Source organism: Halocatena salina, from assembly GCF_023115355.1.
GTDB lineage: Archaea > Halobacteriota > Halobacteria > Halobacteriales > Haloarculaceae > Halocatena > Halocatena salina.
Genome location: NZ_CP096019.1, coordinates 2,004,330 through 2,020,751, shown reverse-complemented (window position 1 = coordinate 2,020,751; position 16,422 = coordinate 2,004,330). Strand labels below are relative to the sequence as shown.

At 58.8% G+C, this 16,422-nt stretch carries 16 protein-coding genes; 9 read left to right on the top strand and 7 right to left on the bottom strand.

From position 1 onward, the window contains the following. Positions 1-23: 23 nt before the first annotated feature. The gene (locus MW046_RS10315) at positions 24-413 is read left to right on the top strand and encodes a DUF5611 family protein (protein WP_247993025.1); all 390 of its coding nucleotides are present in this window, start codon (positions 24-26) and stop codon (positions 411-413) included. Positions 414-506: 93 nt separating this feature from the next. On the opposite strand, the gene MW046_RS10310 is transcribed toward MW046_RS10315, so the two are convergent. The 4 genes from MW046_RS10310 to MW046_RS10295 form a co-directional block, all read right to left on the bottom strand. Continuing rightward, the gene (locus MW046_RS10310) at positions 507-875 is read right to left on the bottom strand and encodes a cell division protein SepF (protein WP_247993024.1); all 369 of its coding nucleotides are present in this window, start codon (positions 873-875) and stop codon (positions 507-509) included. Between the two features lie 64 nt (positions 876-939). Next, positions 940-1,527, bottom strand: coding sequence for a DUF6663 family protein (locus MW046_RS10305; protein WP_247993023.1), 588 nt, complete (start codon positions 1,525-1,527; stop codon positions 940-942). Positions 1,528-1,572: 45 nt separating this feature from the next. Next, positions 1,573-1,923, bottom strand: a complete 351-nt coding sequence (locus tag MW046_RS10300; protein ID WP_247993022.1) for a YkvA family protein — start codon at positions 1,921-1,923, stop codon at positions 1,573-1,575. Positions 1,924-2,015: 92 nt separating this feature from the next. Beyond that, positions 2,016-3,458 (bottom strand): sugar porter family MFS transporter, encoded by a 1,443-nt coding sequence (locus tag MW046_RS10295; protein ID WP_247993021.1) that lies wholly within the window; start codon positions 3,456-3,458, stop codon positions 2,016-2,018. A 325-nt stretch (positions 3,459-3,783) separates the two neighbouring features. Here MW046_RS10295 and MW046_RS10290 point away from each other — a divergent pair, with 325 nt between their 5' ends. From MW046_RS10290 to MW046_RS10265, 6 genes are all read left to right on the top strand, one after another. Further along, a complete protein-coding gene (locus tag MW046_RS10290; RefSeq protein ID WP_247993020.1) occupies positions 3,784-4,692 on the top strand; it encodes a cobalamin-binding protein in 909 nt (302 codons plus the stop codon). 78 nt (positions 4,693-4,770) lie between these two features. Beyond that, positions 4,771-5,481, top strand: coding sequence for a helix-turn-helix domain-containing protein (locus MW046_RS10285; protein WP_438268186.1), 711 nt, complete (start codon positions 4,771-4,773; stop codon positions 5,479-5,481). Between the two features lie 89 nt (positions 5,482-5,570). Further along, positions 5,571-7,517: an ABC transporter substrate-binding protein gene (locus MW046_RS10280; protein WP_247993018.1), complete on the top strand. Its 1,947-nt coding sequence runs from the start codon at positions 5,571-5,573 to the stop codon at positions 7,515-7,517. After that, positions 7,514-8,506 carry an ABC transporter permease gene (locus MW046_RS10275; RefSeq protein WP_247993017.1) on the top strand — a complete coding sequence of 331 codons (993 nt, stop codon included), beginning with the start codon at positions 7,514-7,516 and terminating at the stop codon, positions 8,504-8,506. The genes MW046_RS10280 and MW046_RS10275 overlap by 4 nt, the downstream gene beginning before the upstream one ends. Continuing rightward, the gene (locus MW046_RS10270; RefSeq protein WP_247993016.1) at positions 8,506-9,414 is read left to right on the top strand and encodes an ABC transporter permease; all 909 of its coding nucleotides are present in this window, start codon (positions 8,506-8,508) and stop codon (positions 9,412-9,414) included. Before MW046_RS10275 ends, MW046_RS10270 begins: the two co-directional genes overlap by 1 nt. After that, positions 9,411-11,504 (top strand): dipeptide ABC transporter ATP-binding protein, encoded by a 2,094-nt coding sequence (locus MW046_RS10265; RefSeq protein ID WP_247993015.1) that lies wholly within the window; start codon positions 9,411-9,413, stop codon positions 11,502-11,504. The genes MW046_RS10270 and MW046_RS10265 overlap by 4 nt, the downstream gene beginning before the upstream one ends. Before the next feature lie 7 nt (positions 11,505-11,511). On the opposite strand, the gene ubaA is transcribed toward MW046_RS10265, so the two are convergent. Beyond that, the gene (ubaA, locus tag MW046_RS10260; RefSeq protein WP_247993014.1) at positions 11,512-12,324 is read right to left on the bottom strand and encodes an SAMP-activating enzyme E1; all 813 of its coding nucleotides are present in this window, start codon (positions 12,322-12,324) and stop codon (positions 11,512-11,514) included. Between the two features lie 125 nt (positions 12,325-12,449). Between ubaA and MW046_RS10255 the strand changes: the two genes are divergently transcribed. Continuing rightward, on the top strand, positions 12,450-13,547 hold the full coding sequence (locus tag MW046_RS10255) for an aminopeptidase (RefSeq protein WP_247993013.1): 1,098 nt from the start codon (positions 12,450-12,452) through the stop codon (positions 13,545-13,547). 125 nt (positions 13,548-13,672) lie between these two features. Here MW046_RS10255 and MW046_RS10250 read toward each other — a convergent pair whose 3' ends face one another. After that, positions 13,673-14,059: an Hsp20/alpha crystallin family protein gene (locus MW046_RS10250; RefSeq protein ID WP_247993012.1), complete on the bottom strand. Its 387-nt coding sequence runs from the start codon at positions 14,057-14,059 to the stop codon at positions 13,673-13,675. A 164-nt stretch (positions 14,060-14,223) separates the two neighbouring features. Next, positions 14,224-15,237 carry a type II glyceraldehyde-3-phosphate dehydrogenase gene (locus MW046_RS10245; RefSeq protein ID WP_247993011.1) on the bottom strand — a complete coding sequence of 338 codons (1,014 nt, stop codon included), beginning with the start codon at positions 15,235-15,237 and terminating at the stop codon, positions 14,224-14,226. A gap of 152 nt (positions 15,238-15,389) precedes the next feature. Between MW046_RS10245 and MW046_RS10240 the strand changes: the two genes are divergently transcribed. After that, a complete protein-coding gene (locus MW046_RS10240; protein WP_247993010.1) occupies positions 15,390-16,376 on the top strand; it encodes an aminopeptidase in 987 nt (328 codons plus the stop codon). Positions 16,377-16,422: the final 46 nt, after the last annotated feature.

Sequence of the window (16,422 nt, the reverse complement as noted above, 5' to 3'; positions counted from 1 at the left end):
CCCGTTCTCGTTAACGTCAATCCATGCGCGAGTATAAGATGCGCCGGGGAGAGCATCTTGAAGATCGTATCCCGGATATGAAAGCCACAGTAGAGGAATATTTCGGCCCTATCACGGGGACCGAGACGTATAAGGATAGCGAGCTGTACGTGATCGGAGAGCCGGACAATCCGGTGTTCGACCGTATCATTGCTGGACGGCTCGAATTCAACAGTAAGAAGGACAAGCTCGTGGTCGAGTTCGAAGAGCGACCGACTGAGGACCTCATCGAGGAAGGGAACATCGACGCGGCGCAAGACGCTGTCGCCACGAAAAACGAGTTCCTACTGGAAGCCACGGGACGAGACGCCAAAAGCCGGCGCGACTCGATGAAACGGGCGGTCGAAGACAGCGACGAGCCGGATCTTTCCTGACACCAAATCGAAAGCGAAGAGACGCGATCTGACTCGTTCACGCGATAGGATCGAGATAGTACAGGGGGGAACGGGATGACTTCCTGGAAGCAGTCAGTGGCTTAGCTTTTTACGACTGATACCGACCCCGCTCGGGGCGATGATGAGTTGGTCGTCGTCTTTCTGAACGATATCGCCGCCGACTTCGTTTGCGACCTGTTTGAGTTCGTCGGTGATGTGCTCCATCGCCCGGTCCTTCGTGGAGTGACGCGTGAGATCGGCGATGACGATATCACCGTCGTAGATTGCGTCTTTGATGACGATCACGTCCTGTTTGCTACTTAGCTTAGCGACGTGGATATTCGTCTCGGCGTCCGGTACTTTCGTTTCGAAATCGTCGAAATCGAGCTCGACGTAATCGTCCGTCGTGTGCTGATGGCTATGACCCCCTCCTTCGCTCAACAGTTTATCCATGAACCCCATAAAACGTGGAGTGCTCGGTGAGCGTATAGTTCTTACGCTGGATGACGGTTGACGGAGGCGTGCGTCAGCACGAATCAAACGTGTATGTGTCCCGCATGGTCTCTGCGAGGAGACCGTCCGGTTCGAGAACGATGTGAACGACGACACAGGGTAGTTCCCGGGGATCCAAGCAGAAGACAGCGTACGGTGGTTCGCTCGCGGTAATGGGTTCGAGGAGGGGATCGAGCGGTTTGATCCCATCGCGGAACTCGCTGAACAACTCCCGCTCACCAGCTTGTTCTGCGAAGGTGTAGAGAACGCCCTTGACGGCCCCATCGGTCCCCCGAGTGAGACGGGAGTGCATCGGATCGCCATCGGAAACGGTCTCGTGCCAACACGCTCGTGCGGCCTCGAAGATGTTGGTTGCATCGCTGGCGAAGGAAACGGTCGTCTCGGTTTCGATCGTTACCGACGCAAACCGTGGTCGATCAGTCGACCAATCGATCGTCGCGGCGACTGTGTTTCCTTGTTCGATCGTGTCGATCGTGCTGGCTCGTTCCTCGGGATAGCCTCGTTTGCTGACGTACACCGGGTCCGCGGTCGTCGTATCGAGTAACAGAAATTCCTCGGAGGAACGAGGACTGCAGAGCACGCGGTAGATCCCATCGGACATCACCGCGTGTACGCTGGGGCTGTTCGAGTGTCTGTCGACTGAACGTCAGACGACGCCGAGTGAAACGAGTACGATACCCACGAGCACCACCACGAGGAGAAACGTGAATCCACCAGCAACGAGGAGGTGTGAGCTGGCAGCTTGGCGGTGTTCTTCGACGATTTCCCGTGGGACGAGTTGGTAGACGGCGTGGCGGCCGAGGAGTCCGATCACCACGTCGTCGGTCCATCCCACGACGGGAACGAGATCCGATAACAGATCGACCGGCGACAGCACGTACGCCGCCGTGAGTGCTACAGCGAAAAGTATACGCTTTCGGTTCGGCGTTCGTCGGTCAAGGGCCACACGCACCAGCGTGTACGCCTCGGTGAGCGCCGTTACTGTGGGCCGTGCCATGCTGGTGTCGTAGGGTGTCCGCGTGTTTATACGATCGGAAGACTGTGGTCCGCTGCGACGACAGAGCGATCGAAATCAGCGGCCGTGGCCGTTCACTCGGAGTACTGCTCTGGTTCCCGATCGGAAACGTCGATATCCGTGTCGCTACTGACGGTGGTGCTTTCGTGGAGGTCCGCTTCGATCTCCTCAAGGGAACGCCCCATCGTCTCGGGCACCTTGAGGTAGATGAACACGAATGCCAGAACACAGAACGCACCGAGAATCCAGAACGACCAGCTCTCTCCGATCTGCTCCATCAACGAGAGGAAGGTCAATCCAACGAGGAAGTTTGCTCCCCAGTTGAAGACGCTGGCGACGCCCTCGGCGGTGCCACGGATCCGAAGCGGGTAGATCTCCGAGATCAGCAGCCAGAACACTGGTCCGAGGCTGATCGCGTAAAAGGCGACGTAGAGAAGCATACTCCCGAGCGTCACGTAGCCGACGATGCCCGACAGTCCCGGGAGGAAGAAACCAAGCCCCAGTATGGCGAGCATGACGGTCATCCCGCCAGTACCCACGAGCAACAACGGTCGTCGGCCGACGCGATCGACCAGCATGATGGCGACGACCGTCATTGCCACGTTGACGACGCCGACACCGATGGTTCCGGAGATCGAGGCGATATCACCGAATCCGATGTTGTTGAGGATCGTCGGCGCGTAGTAGATGATCGTGTTGATACCACTGAACTGCTGGATAACCGCCAAACCGACGCCGACGACGAGCGCTGGGCGAACCCACGGCTCCAGTAGATCCGAGAGATCGCCTTGCTCCTCAATCTCGCTGACCTCACTGATCCGCTCGATCTCCTCATCAACCTCGTCTTTCGCACGGATGCGAGTGAGGACGGACCGAGCGGTATCGATCTCTCCGTGTTCGACGAGCCAGCGCGGGCTCTCGGGGATGTAGTACACCCCAAGCCCGAGAACGGCTGCCGGAATCGCGCCGAAGGCGAACATCCAGCGCCACCCGATCACGCCGAGAAATTCGGGGGCAAAGGCGTAGTTGACGAGGTACGCCATCAGGATGCCGATCGTGATCATCAACTGCTGGAGAAACCCGAGCGAACCTCGGATGTCCGGTGGGGCCGTCTCGGAGATCACCAGCGGTCCGACGACCGATGCAACGCCGACGGCAACGCCCTCAATGATCCGCCAAGCGATCAGCCACTCGACGGTCGGTGAGAAGGCCATCCCGAACGAGCCGATGAAAAACACAGCCGCGCCCGCGAGCGTTAGTCGCCGTCGGCCGAACCGGTCAGCCAATTGACCACCGGTTGCCGCACCGATCATCGCTCCCACGAGCACACTGCTGGTGACTACACCTTCGAGGAACGGCGACAGCGCGAACGACTGGTTGATGTACAACAGCGCCCCCGAGATGACGCCGACGTCGAACCCGAACAGCAACCCGTTGAGCGCGGCGATAGCAGCGATGACGTAGACGAAGTTACTGTGGTCCTTATCAGCGTTGAACAGCGTACTCGCTACGCTCATCGTTCACCCACAAGCTGGACGCTCACGCTCGATTTCCTGTACAATCGGTTTTGATCGGCCCGTATCACATCACGATATGTGAACGGTGGACTCGATCTCATCACTCAAATGGGTATCACTCGCCGAGTAAATTGTTATCGATACGGACAGACCGACGAATCACCACTAGGTCGTCAGTAGCGTACCGACAAGTCTTTGTACTATTGATGTCAGCCGTGACTAGTTCGACGTGGCAACTCGTTCCGACGATCGGCACCTAGCCAGCGAGCGGTAGGATCGGTCAGTGGGAGCAGACGTTTACCGTCTCGGAGGACGAATCAGTAGCATGCGTGTCGTGACGCTGCTTCCCTCTGCGACGGAGATCGTTTACGCGCTCGGGATTTCACCGGTCGCGGTGTCACACGAGTGTGATCATCCGCCTGCGGCGCGATCGAAACCGGTCGTCAATCACGCCCGGATCGATGCGACGGCGAGTAGCGCCGTGATCGATCAACAGGTGCTACAGGCCGAGCGCAACGGGGGCGTCTACGAGATCGATCTCGACGTGCTCGCAGCAGCCGATCCGGATCTTATCGTCACACAGGGTTTGTGTGACGTGTGTGCCGTCGATCAGGTGCTCGTGGAAGAGGCCGTCAGTGAGTTGGATCTGGACTGTGAGATCCTCACCACGGACCCACACAGCCTCGGGGACATTCGATCGGACATCGAGCGCATCGGCGGGGCAGTGGGACGGTCCGAGCGGGCGGTCGAGGTAATCGAAGCGTTCGACAGCCGCATCGAGTCGGTTCGGGACGCTGTCACGGAGATCGACGAGCGACCCCAAGTTGTGGTGCTCGACTGGTTGGATCCCCTCATGACCGCTGGCCACTGGGTGCCCGAGATGGTGTCGATCGCTGGCGGCCGGACGCCCTTCGATGCCGAGGCGTCGATCCCCCGGGAGTGGGACGAGATCCGTGCGGTCGATCCCGACGTACTCGTCGTCGCCCCGTGTGGATTCGACCTCGAACAGACAGCCGAAAACAGCACTGATCTCACCGAACGCGAAGGCTGGTCGGAACTGACCGCCGTCGCTGCTGGTCGGGTGTACGCCATCGACGGCCACGAGCACATGAACCGTCCGGGGGTCCGCATCGCCGAATCACTCGAACAGCTCGCCGGCGTGATCCATCCCCAACGGATCGGCCCGCCATCGAAGGAAGCCGCACGATCGTTCGATCGGCTCATCGAGCAGTGATCGACAGTGTGTGTCGGTCGTTCGAATCGCCTATTTCATAGGTATGCGTCGATAACACGGCTCGACAGGGTGAGGACTATTTTACGGATTGCATTTCGGACACGGCCGACGGGGATCATTGAGGGGGTCGGTGAGACGATCGATGACGTTCGCAGTATCGAACTCGACAACGCGTTTTACGTGGAAGACGGCACCTGGATCGAATCGCTAACGATCGGTTCGGAATCACAGTTCGACATCGAAGCCGTCGTCGAACGCCTCTCGGGAGTTCGGCTCTTTCACCACAGGGTCGTCCCGACAGGACCGACAGCAGCAGGTATAGAGCGTGTTACGATTATCGCTAATGAATCATATCCATTTATTTTAGGGCTAGTGTTACGACAAGAAGCCATTCCGAACCGGATCACGTACCGGGACAAAGAGTTTCGAGTCGTTGCGACGGTCCGCGATTGGGAGCAGTTTCGATCCATGGCAGACGATATCGACCACAAACTAGGAAAGTTCGAACTCCAGCAAGTAACAGAGATAAAAAACGTCGGTGAACCACTCGACAGCGGTCGTCTTTCGGAAACGGTGGTGACGAAACTGACCACAGAGCAGATCGAAATCCTCGAAACGGCCTACAATACGGGGTATTTCGAAGTGCCTCGACGAGCAGATGGAACGGAAGTCGCTGATCGATTGGGCATCAGCCAGTCGAATTTCAGCGAACGGCTTCGAACAGCCGAGAACCATCTTCTCGAACTGCTTTTTGGTACTAACGCGTATCACTCGGAATTCACCGAGTGACGAGACGGTAATCCCTTATAAAGAACGATGATCATCACGCTCTTTCGGGATAACATGCTTTGTGTCATCCCCGATAGAGGGCATGTCCCATGACAATCAAGGACACATCAAGCGACGTGTCGACGTCTCAGGAGTCGATACGTCGCCTCTCTCGGCGACAGTACCTTCGTGCTTCACTTCTTGCAGGGGTGAGCGCGATCGCTGGCTGTAACCGCGCCACGAGCAATATACAGCCGCACGCACCGGGGAACGTTTCCGAAAGCGTCCCAACGAAGTACTGGCACGACTGGCCAACGATCGACGCCGGCACACCACCGCTCGAGTACACCGCTCGCGTGGGTGCACCGTTGGATCCGGTGACGGTGGAGTATTCGAGCGAAGACGATCCATGGATGCGCGAACACGCCTTGTTGTTCGAGCGAGCGCTCGACAGTCTTGGTGTCCCATCGAAGCTGATCGATCGCCCGTTGAACCAGCTGTACGCCCAAAGTTGGGATACAGCAGGACTCGAAAACGTGATTTCGATGAGTTCACAGGGACCGGACCCCCAGCGCGGACTCGATCCGAATCCGTTTTTGATGCGACTCCACAAGGCCAACCCCTCGAACTACACCAACTACTGGCACCCGACGATAAACGAACTGTTAGACACCCAGCGCCAGCTCACCGGCGAACCGAAACGCCGCGAGAAGCTGGTCGGTCGCATTCAACGGCTTTTTGCCGCGGATGTCGGTGATATCATCACTCTCTTTCCGAACGTAATCACCGCGGCAAACACCGAAAAATGGAACGGCTACGTCCCGACGCCGGGCAACGGGTACACCGGTGACGCGTTCCAATGGACGGAGGTAAATCTTCAGCCCAAAACGGACGACACCGCCTACGTAAAGGGGGTAACGACGTCAATGAACTCACTCAACCTCCCGTGGGCGGCGGGGGGAGACGAAGAGTTGCGACTGAAGTTCATTTATGACAGCTTGTTCGATGCGTCACCGAATCTCGATATCATCCCGGCACTCGGAACTGATGCCGAAGTCACGGGTGACGAAACAGTCGAGGTGAAACTCCGAGAGGGAGTCACCTGGCACGACGGAACACCGTTTACGGCGGAGGATGTGAAATTCTCGACGGAATTTTACATCGAAGAGAATTCGACGAGCCAAGCGACGTTCTACAAACCGATCGAGAGCGTCGACGTGCTGTCGTCTCATCGAGTGCGGTTCAATCTGAAGTGGCCCGACGCGTCGTTTACCACCCAACGACTGGTTCGGAGTGCGATCATCCCGAAACATCGGTGGGAAGCCATCGACTCGCCCGCACAGCACAATCCAACCGAGCCGATCGGAACGGGACCGTTCAAATTCGTGCGGTGGAATCAAGGGACGCGTTTCGAACTCGAACGCAACGATGAACATTGGATGTTCGACGACGACTGGCGTGCCACCGCGCTCGGAGAGCACGCGACCCGGGGACGGGGGATCGAGCGCATCATCTGGATCAACGTCGGCAACGTCGATGCGATACTCGGGGCACTCACACAGGGTCAACTCGACGCTGTGGGGTCGACACTCTCGAACGCACAAGCTGACCGTGTGGCAGCCAGCGACGCCATTGAAAAGCTCTCGACGGAGAGCTTCGCACCCGTCGCTGTCAAGCTCATGCACTCGTGTCCGTTGATTCGTGACAAGGAGTTCCGGATCGCACTTTCGATGGCTGTAGACAACCGTTCGTTCATCGAGGACGTCCTTCGCAGTGAAGCCACGCTTCCAGAGGGAGAAAACTACATCTCAGAACTGGTATCGCCGTGGTACACGCCCGAGACGCACCACTACCGCCACGACCCGACGGAAGCTCGACGGATCCTCGAACGAGCTGGCTACCTGTGGGGAGACGACGACACGCTTCATTTCCCGAACGAAGATGGGTGGGCAGCGTTCCTCGAACGAATTCGAAACGGGAACACGCACAAACGACGCGAAGAACTCAGGCAGCCGGATTTCTCGAAGCGAGCACAGACCACGGAGGGCCAATCATGAGCGATTTCAGACGATTCCTTGCGAAACGTCTCGCCGTATCGGCACTGTTGACGCTCATTTCGGTCACGATCATTTTCTTCGTGCTACGGCTGCTACCGGGGAGTCCGTTCGAGACGCTCATCACGACTGGCAACCTCAGCCCCGAACAAGCCGAGGAGGTGTTCGCCCTCTATGGACTCGACAAACCGCTCTGGCAGCAGTATCTAGTGTATCTCAAAAACCTCCTGACGTTTCAGTTCGGATATTCGATACTCCAGAGCCGACCGGTGTGGGCGATCCTCGGTCCGAAGCTGGCGAACACGCTCGTCCTGCTCGTTCCCGCGCTCGTGACGACAGCCATCGTGAGCACGGCTGTCGGGATGTACGCCGGATGGAATCGAGGATCGACCGCCGAAACGGCGAGCATCGCAGTAACGACGTTTCTGCGATCGACGCCCGTGTTCATCACCGCGATCTTCTTTCTGATCGCGTTCTCCTACACGCTCGGGATGGTGCCAGCGTTCGGAATGCGGCGCGTGACAGCGACACCGAACGGGCTTTTGGATACGTATCTCTCGATCGATTTCCTCCATCATTATCTCCTCCCGTTTACAGTGACAGTGCTGTATTACAGCGGTGATTTCCTCCTGTTGGCCCGCAACGGCGTCGTCGAAAAGAAGGGATCGGAATTTCTCAAACTCCACCGAGCGAAAGGACTGACCGAAAACGAGCAGCTCGTTCGGGCCGGTCGCAACTCGTTGTTGCCGGTGGTGACGTACTTCGCACTCCGGCTCGGAATGATCTTCCAAGGGCTGATCCTCCTCGAAGTCGTGTTCGGCTGGGACGGCATCGGTCGAGCGCTCGTATTGGCCATCGAACAGCAGGATTATCCGCTCGTTCAGGCAGCGGTGTTCATCATGGCATTGGCAGTCATCATCATGAACCTCTTGGCAGACGTACTGTGTGCGTATCTCGATCCGACGGTGAATGCAAACGGAGGTGCCGTCTGATGAGCACCGGATCGATTTCGATCGGAGAACGGATCATCAGTCGTACCGAAAGCGTGTGGTCCCACCTCCGATTTCTCGCAGAGGATCGACTGGCCTGTGCCGGACTCATTACCCTCGGTGTGTTCGTCTTTCTCGGCGTGACCGGGCCAACGATCGCACCCTACCACCCGATCGAGGACTACGTTCGAACCACTCAGGGCGACATCGTGCGGTTGGCCCCCCCAAGCACTGATACCCCCCTCGGAACGACCGAGTACGGAAAAGACGTGCTCAGTCAGTTTCTGGCTGGTGCACAGCCGACGCTCATCGTCGGCCTGCTAGGTGGTGTCGGAACCGGTGCCCTCGGGTTTCTCGTCGGACTCGTGAGCGGCTACTTCGGCGGGTGGGTGGATGAGCTACTCATGCGACTGACCGACCTCACGTTCTCACTTCCGTTCATGCCGATGGCGCTGTTGTTGCTCACGTTTATCACCCCGAACGTGTGGCTCATCACTGCCATCATCGTCTCATTTCTCTGGAAAATGCCCGCTCGCGTCGTCCGATCGGAGGTGCTGTCGACGCGCGAGCGGACGTTCGTGAAATCGGCCCGGGCGAGTGGAGCCAGCCACCTCCGGACCATGTTCCTCCACATCGCGCCGAACGTGTTGCCGATCGGCTTTCTGTACACAGCCTACGGCGTAGCGTGGGCGATCGCTGCTCAGGCGAGCCTCGCGTTCTTGGGATTCGGAGATCCAACCACGACCAGTTGGGGGCGAATGCTTCGAATGGTGTTCGAATCGGGAACGATCCGAATCGCGTGGTGGTGGGTGTTGCCCCCGGCAATCGGCATCGCTGCTGTGACCACCTCGGTCTTCTTCATCGGCCGAGCGTACGAAGAAATGATCAATCCGGAGATACAAAACCAATGACGTCGGAACAGCCATTACTCGAAGTCGACGATTTACACGTCAGGTACAGTACGACCGATGAGGACGTTTACGCCGTAAACGGCGTTTCGTTCAGCATTGATACGGGCATCAACTACGGGCTTGCGGGTGAGAGTGGCTCGGGAAAGTCGACGGCTGCAGAGGCTGTTCTCGGGTTGTTGCCGGAGAACGGCGCGATCGATCGGGGTGAGATCCGATTCAAGGGAGAAAACCTCCTCGAACTGTCCGAGGCCGAACGCCGTGATGTGCTCTGGGAAGAAATCGCATACATCCCACAGAGCGCGATGGATTCACTCGATCCCGTCATGACGACCGGCGATCAAATACGACAGGCCATCGAGAAACACCGCAACATCTCGGAGGCGAACGCCCGAGAACGGGTCCGGGAACTGTTCGATATGGTCGGTCTCGATCCCGACCGGACCGAGGAGTATCCACACGAGTTCTCCGGTGGAATGCGCCAACGGGTGACGATCGCAATGGCGTTGGCGCTCGAACCAGATCTTATCATTGCCGACGAGCCGACGACAGGCCTAGATGCCATCGTTCAGGACAAAATCCTCGATACGATGCTCGACATCCAAACGCAGATCGACAGCTCGCTGTTGTTGATCACACACGAAATCGGCGTCATCGCAGAGACGTGTGCGGAACTGTCCCTGCTCTACGGTGGGAAAGTGATGGAACAAGGGAGCGTCGATAACGTGTTGATCAACCCGACGAACCCCTACACGATGGGTCTCAAAAACTCCTTTCCGGAGATCGAGGGGGCTGACAACCCGGTTTCCATTCCGGGATCGCCACCGAATCTCAGCCGAGCACCGTCGGCGTGTGCGTTCACCGATCGGTGTCCGTTTTCCACCGAGGACTGCGAACAGTCCCATCCCGATCTGACGAAGCTCCCCAACCGGACCCACCGATCCGCCTGTCATCACGTCGAACAGGCAGCACAGATGCGACGTGACGCGACGAAACCGGAGACGTGGGGGGTCGCTGTCGATACGGAAAGCGAAACCGAGAGTGGGGATGTCATCCTCGAAGCCGACGATCTGCGGACGTGGTACGAACAGAGTCAGTCGCTAGTGAGCAAGGTCCGCGGGGAAGACCCGACCTACGTCCGTGCGGTCGATGGGGTGTCGCTGTCAGTCCATCGATCGGAGATCCTCGGTATCGCGGGAGAGAGCGGCTGTGGAAAGTCGACGCTCGGCGAAACGATGGCGCTGCTCACCGCACCGACCGGCGGAGAGCTCACCTTCGACGGGAAATCGTACGAACACTACCGAAACGGAAATATGAAGGAGTTCCGCCGAAAGCTTCAGATCATCTTTCAGGACCCGTTCGATTCGTTGAATCCACGCCAACCTGTTCGTAAACTCGTCGGAGAACCGCTCACGATACACGACTACCGAACCGACGAACGGACGACAGCGATCACGGAAACGCTCGAAACGGTCGGTCTCCCAACAACCACGTCGTTTCTCGACCAATACCCCCACGAGCTATCGGGCGGCCAGCGCCAGCGCGTCGCCATCGCCAGGGCGCTCGTCCTCGATCCGGACTTTCTCATCTGCGATGAGCCGGCCTCGATGCTGGACGTCTCGCTCAAGGTCAACCTCTTGAATCTGCTTCGACAGCTGTCCAATGCGGAGGATATCGGCATCGTCTACATCTCTCACGATCTCGCAAGCTTGGCCGAGGTGTCCGACCGGCTTGCCATCATGTATCTGGGACGTATCGTCGAGCAGGGAGCGGTCGACAGTGTGATACGACAGCCGAAACATCCCTACACGAACTCGCTGCTGTCAGCCGCGCCGGAGAAAGATCCGTCCGTCGAGCGCCAACGGGTGCTCTTGGAAGGACAACCACCCACACCCGTGGAACTCCCGAACGGGTGTGTGTTCGCACCCCGGTGTCCAAAAGCCACCACGGAGTGTCACAGCGAGGAACCGGCCGCCGCCGCGGCTGGCGATGAGAACCATCTGGCAGCGTGTTACTTTCCCGAAGGCGAGAGCAATCCGAATCCGACCGGTGTCGAGAATTCATCGACCGACACGGAAAGCGTGAGCGACTGAATTGCGCTCACTCTGACACCGAGCACGTTTCGGTGTATGCCACGTTCTCGATGGAATCGATGCCGTCCGCACCACAGACCGGACAGTCAGGGTTTCGTTCGAAGGGGACCGTTTCGAACGACAGCGACGAGGCGTCGTAGGTCAGAAGCCGTCCCGTGAGCGTCTCGCCGTGATCGAGCGCGAGTTTGATCGCCTCAGTAGCCTGAATACAGCCGACCGTTCCGGGAAGCACGCCGAGTACGCCAGCGGTCGCACAGTCAGGGACCGCGCCAGCTGGCGGGGCTTCGGGAAACAGACACCGGTAACACGGTCCAGTAGGACGGATCGTCGTGGCTTGTCCCTCAAAGCGGAGGATCGCCCCGTGAGTGAGCGGAATCCCTGCGAGCACGCAGGCGTCATTGAGGAGATACCGGGTTTGGAAGTTGTCCGAGCCGTCGACGACGATGTCGTAGCCATCGATGAGCGACCGGACGTTGTCCTTCGTAACTCGCGTTTCGTGTGTTTCGACGGTCACGTCGGGAGCGTGGCGGTCGACGAACGCCGCAGCGCTGTCGACTTTCGGACGGCCGATGTCGTCCACGCCATGGATGACTTGGCGTTGGAGATTCGATCGTTCGACCACGTCGTCGTCAGCGATGCCGAGTGTGCCGATTCCGGCCGCAGCGAGATATTCGATGACCGGCGAGCCGAGACCCCCCGCCCCGATACACAACACGCGCGTTTCGAGCAGCTGTTGCTGTCCCGCCGGGCCGACATCGTCCATGATGATGTGCCGGGAGTAGCGATCGAGTTGCGTGGCATCGAGTTCGAGGGCAGCCATAGATCAGTGTTGGTGTGCTGGGCGATAAACACCCGGATGAGAACCGTGTATCTCGATACTCACGAACGGCTAGATGATTAGCTAGATCCCACAGCGTTTAGGATCGGTGCAAGCCACGAGTGAGCATGGACGAACGCATCCACGAACACGCCCGAATACTCAGCGATTGGAGCGCCGACATCGGGTCCGGAGACAACGTCGTGATGAGCGTCGAGGACGGTGCCCACGAGCTGGCGGTCGCGGTTGCCGAGCAGGTGGGCAAGCGGAACGCAAACCTGTTGACGACGTACGCTTCCGGGGAGATCGATCGCGCGTATCTGCGGGCACACAGCGAGGAGTTCGACGCCGATCCAGCACACGCGAAGTCACTGTATGAGAACGCGGACGTCGTACTGGCGCTGAATGCCGGCCACAACGCGAACACGCTGACAGACGTCCCACACGACACCAAGCAGGCTTACGACACGGCCACCCAAGACGTTCGGGAAGCCCGGCTCGATACGGATTGGGTAAAAACGATACATCCGACGCGGGCACTCGCCCAACAGGCCGGAATGGCCTACGAGACCTACCAAGACTTCGTGTACGACGCGATCATTCGTGATTGGGAACGCCTCGCAGCGGAGATGGACCGTCTGAAACGACGCCTCGACGCCGGGAGCGAGCTGTCAATCCGGACGGCTGCGGGGACCGACGTCACCATGTCGATCGAGGATCGGCTCGCGGTGAACAGCGCTGCCTCCGTCCGGTATGATTCGCACAACCTTCCCTCCGGAGAGGTGTTCACCGCGCCGACCGACACGGACGGAACGGTGGTGTTTGATCTTCCGCTCACCTACTACGGCGAGCGACTCGAACGTGTGACGCTCACGTTCGAAGACGGGCGTGTCGTGGACTACGCGGGAGACAACGAGGACGTGTTAGAAGAGATCCTCACGACGGACGACGGCGCAAAACGACTCGGTGAGCTCGGCATCGGAATGAACCGCGGCATCGATCGGTTTACGAACAACATACTGTTCGACGAGAAGATGGGCGACACTGTCCACATGGCGCTCGGTCGAGCGTACGATGCGTGTCTGCCCGATGGCCGATCAGGCAACCAAAGCGCCGTCCACGTGGATATGATCGCCGACATGAGCACCGATGCCACTATCGAAATCGACGGCGAGGTCATCCAACGAAACGGAACGTTCCAGTGGGAAGACGGCTTCGAGACGTGACCTGCGTGGGTTCGAACACTACTGCTATCGGACTACCGTCGGACGGGTCACAGTAGGTGTTCGTCAGTCGAAAACGGACGGTTGCAAGGCCCGCAGGACTTCTGTTCGTTTACTCTGGAGGGAAATCAATTCAAGTCGATGTCGGCCGATGAATCGTTGCGTTCGAACGTGATTTCGAGGATACTGTTGTTGAAGGTGGCTTTCGCGGAGTGTTCGTCGACGGTCACCGGCAGTCGAAGCTGATCTTCGTACTCGCGGTGGTCGGTCACAGCGTTGATCGTGAGAGTTTTCCCGTCACATTTGATGTCGATAGCGTCCTTCTCGATTCCCGGAAGGTCAGCAACGACATACACGTTGTCATCGTCCGTTTGGGTAGTGACGTGAACATCGTTTCCAAAGCCGGACTCACCGCTCTGGACGCGCATCTCGAAGTTGTTGCCCATCATCTCGTCCATCATACGACTAAGCTCGTTGAAGATGTCATCGAACGGGTCCCGGTCGCGCGATCCCATGAATAAAGCTCAAGCTCTGTGTGATCAAAAGCCTTCTGAACGCGCCACTTTGATCCTATCATAATAAAATTCTGTCGATGTCCATCTCCTTCGGCTGATGATAGAATATACAATCAGATAAGATTCATGTGTGCGTGCCAAACGTCAGCCGACGGCTGAGCGCGTCACAAGCCGATGCCGAGCGTTTCGTTCGTCGTCGCAATGCTTTCGCTAGCGTCTGCGGTTTCGGTGACAGCACGGATGGCGTCGATGTTCTCCGGGACGACATCGCTCTCCTGGTGAATGGCTTCAAAGAGGTAGAGATCGTCGCCTTCCATGCTGATCGATTCCTCCCAAATGCAGTTTTCCCAGACGTCTCCCCGCGGTCGTCCGGCGTCGTGAGCGAACTCCTTGAGTTTGCCTGCGCCGTCGATGGCCATCGATTCGGGGACGAGAAACAGTCGGGATTCCTCGCGCAGAAGGTCGCGCACGTCGGCCGCCGTCGGAGAGGATTCGAGTGTGACGTTGACGCTGTGGACGTGCATGAGCGTCGCGGGAACTTTCATCCCTAGCGTATCGATGTCGAGATCAGGAAACACGGTGTTCACGTCCGGGCCGTGATGGGAGGGAATCGTGATTGGGTTCGGAAGGATGTCGTTGATGGGCCCACGAGAGGTTTGACCGGGATCGCCACCGCGCCGGACGAGCGTAACGCGGGCTTTCTCGACGCCGTACCGCTCTTGCAGGGGGGCAAGCAGCCGGGAGAGCCCGGTCGTGTTACAGGAGACGACGCGAACGTGGGACGCGCCCGCAGCGGCGCTGTAGTTTCCACGGGCGTTGAAACTCACGTCCACGAGATCGGCGTCTTCGCCACCTTGGTACAGCGCCGGCGTGTCGAACGATTCATACATCGACTTGTTGTCCGCACCGATCCCGGAGGGACAGGCGTCGACAACGACGTCGCTTTCCGCGACCAGATCGGTGACCGAACCGGCGAGATCGATGCCAGCCTCCTCGAACAGTTCGATCCGCTCCTCGACGGCGGCGTACAGCGGGTACTCCTTCCGAACGGCGGCTTGGGCTTCGAAGTTGGGACGGGTTTTAGCCACCCCAGCGAGTTCCATATCCGGCTGCTGTGTCACTGCGTCCGCGACGCGTTTCCCGATCGTTCCATACCCGTTGACTCCGACCGTGATCATACGTGTTGGTGCACCACCGACGACGGTAAACGTTTCGAGGTCATCGGGGGCTCTTGGGGCGATTTACTCGCATCTGAGTGATCTCTCACGGTCGATGACAAAGGGATCCTTCGAAGGCAACACCTAATCCGTACTCCCGCCAGGAAACGAATATGGCCGAGTCAACCATCGATAGCGAGTCATCCGAGTTAGCCGTTCCAGCTGAAACAGCGGTCGACCAGTGCATGGGACTGGAACGTAGCGAGAGCTGTGTGATCGTGACTGACGCGAAACGCGAGCCGATCGGAGAGGCGTTGTACCGGGCCGCCCGGGAGAGAACGGAGAACGCGACGATCCTCCGATACCCACCGGGTGACCAACACGGTGAAGAGCCTCCCGAACCAGTGGCAGCGGCCATGCGTGACGGCGACGTAGTGCTCGCACCGACCACCAAAAGTCTAAGCCACACACGGGCGCGCACGGATGCAACCGACGCTGGTGGGCGGGTTGCCACCCTGCCCGGGATCACTGAAGAGGTGTTTACGACCGGACTAGACGCCGATTACGAGGCGATCGAGCACCACAGTCACGCGGTGTTCGAACAGGTAGGCGATGCCTCGGAGATCCGCGTGACGGCTCCCGCCGGCACTGACATCACGTTCGCAGTGGCAGGTCGTGAGTGGCGACAGGACACTGGCATCGTCCACCAACCGGGCGAGATGTCGAACTTACCGGCCGGAGAGACGTTCATCAGTCCCGAATCGGCAAACGGAACGTTCGTCGTCGATGGGACGATGCGACCGTACGGGCTGCTCGAATCCGATCGAACACTCACGTTCGAGGTTGAGGACGGCTATGTCACCTCGATCAGCGACGATCGGATCCGCGAGCAGGTCGAAACGGCTGCCGAGGAGGTCGGACAGGACGCGTACAACCTCGCGGAGTTGGGGATCGGTACGAACGTCGCCGTCACTGAGCTGATCGGCTCGGTGTTGCTCGATGAAAAGGCCGCCGGCACCGTCCACATCGCCATCGGCGACGATGCCGGTATCGGTGGGGACACCGACGCCCCGTTGCATCTCGACGGCATCATTCGCAAGCCGACGGTGCACGCCGACGGGGAGCTGGTGGAACTGCCCGCTCCGCGGTCGAGCGAGTGACTGCTCGTCACGTCTCTGGTGACGAGCCGAGCCAGCGCCGACCAGC

Coding starts and splice junctions, on each gene's coding strand:
- MW046_RS10315 (WP_247993025.1), top strand. CDS start 24: ATGCGCGAGTATAAGATGCGCCGGGGAGAGCATCTTGAAGATCGTATC.
- MW046_RS10310 (WP_247993024.1), bottom strand. CDS start 875: ATGGGGTTCATGGATAAACTGTTGAGCGAAGGAGGGGGTCATAGCCAT.
- MW046_RS10305 (WP_247993023.1), bottom strand. CDS start 1,527: ATGTCCGATGGGATCTACCGCGTGCTCTGCAGTCCTCGTTCCTCCGAG.
- MW046_RS10300 (WP_247993022.1), bottom strand. CDS start 1,923: ATGGCACGGCCCACAGTAACGGCGCTCACCGAGGCGTACACGCTGGTG.
- MW046_RS10295 (WP_247993021.1), bottom strand. CDS start 3,458: ATGAGCGTAGCGAGTACGCTGTTCAACGCTGATAAGGACCACAGTAAC.
- MW046_RS10290 (WP_247993020.1), top strand. CDS start 3,784: ATGCGTGTCGTGACGCTGCTTCCCTCTGCGACGGAGATCGTTTACGCG.
- MW046_RS10280 (WP_247993018.1), top strand. CDS start 5,571: ATGACAATCAAGGACACATCAAGCGACGTGTCGACGTCTCAGGAGTCG.
- MW046_RS10275 (WP_247993017.1), top strand. CDS start 7,514: ATGAGCGATTTCAGACGATTCCTTGCGAAACGTCTCGCCGTATCGGCA.
- MW046_RS10270 (WP_247993016.1), top strand. CDS start 8,506: ATGAGCACCGGATCGATTTCGATCGGAGAACGGATCATCAGTCGTACC.
- MW046_RS10265 (WP_247993015.1), top strand. CDS start 9,411: ATGACGTCGGAACAGCCATTACTCGAAGTCGACGATTTACACGTCAGG.
- ubaA (WP_247993014.1), bottom strand. CDS start 12,324: ATGGCTGCCCTCGAACTCGATGCCACGCAACTCGATCGCTACTCCCGG.
- MW046_RS10255 (WP_247993013.1), top strand. CDS start 12,450: ATGGACGAACGCATCCACGAACACGCCCGAATACTCAGCGATTGGAGC.
- MW046_RS10250 (WP_247993012.1), bottom strand. CDS start 14,059: ATGGGATCGCGCGACCGGGACCCGTTCGATGACATCTTCAACGAGCTT.
- MW046_RS10245 (WP_247993011.1), bottom strand. CDS start 15,237: ATGATCACGGTCGGAGTCAACGGGTATGGAACGATCGGGAAACGCGTC.
- MW046_RS10240 (WP_247993010.1), top strand. CDS start 15,390: ATGGCCGAGTCAACCATCGATAGCGAGTCATCCGAGTTAGCCGTTCCA.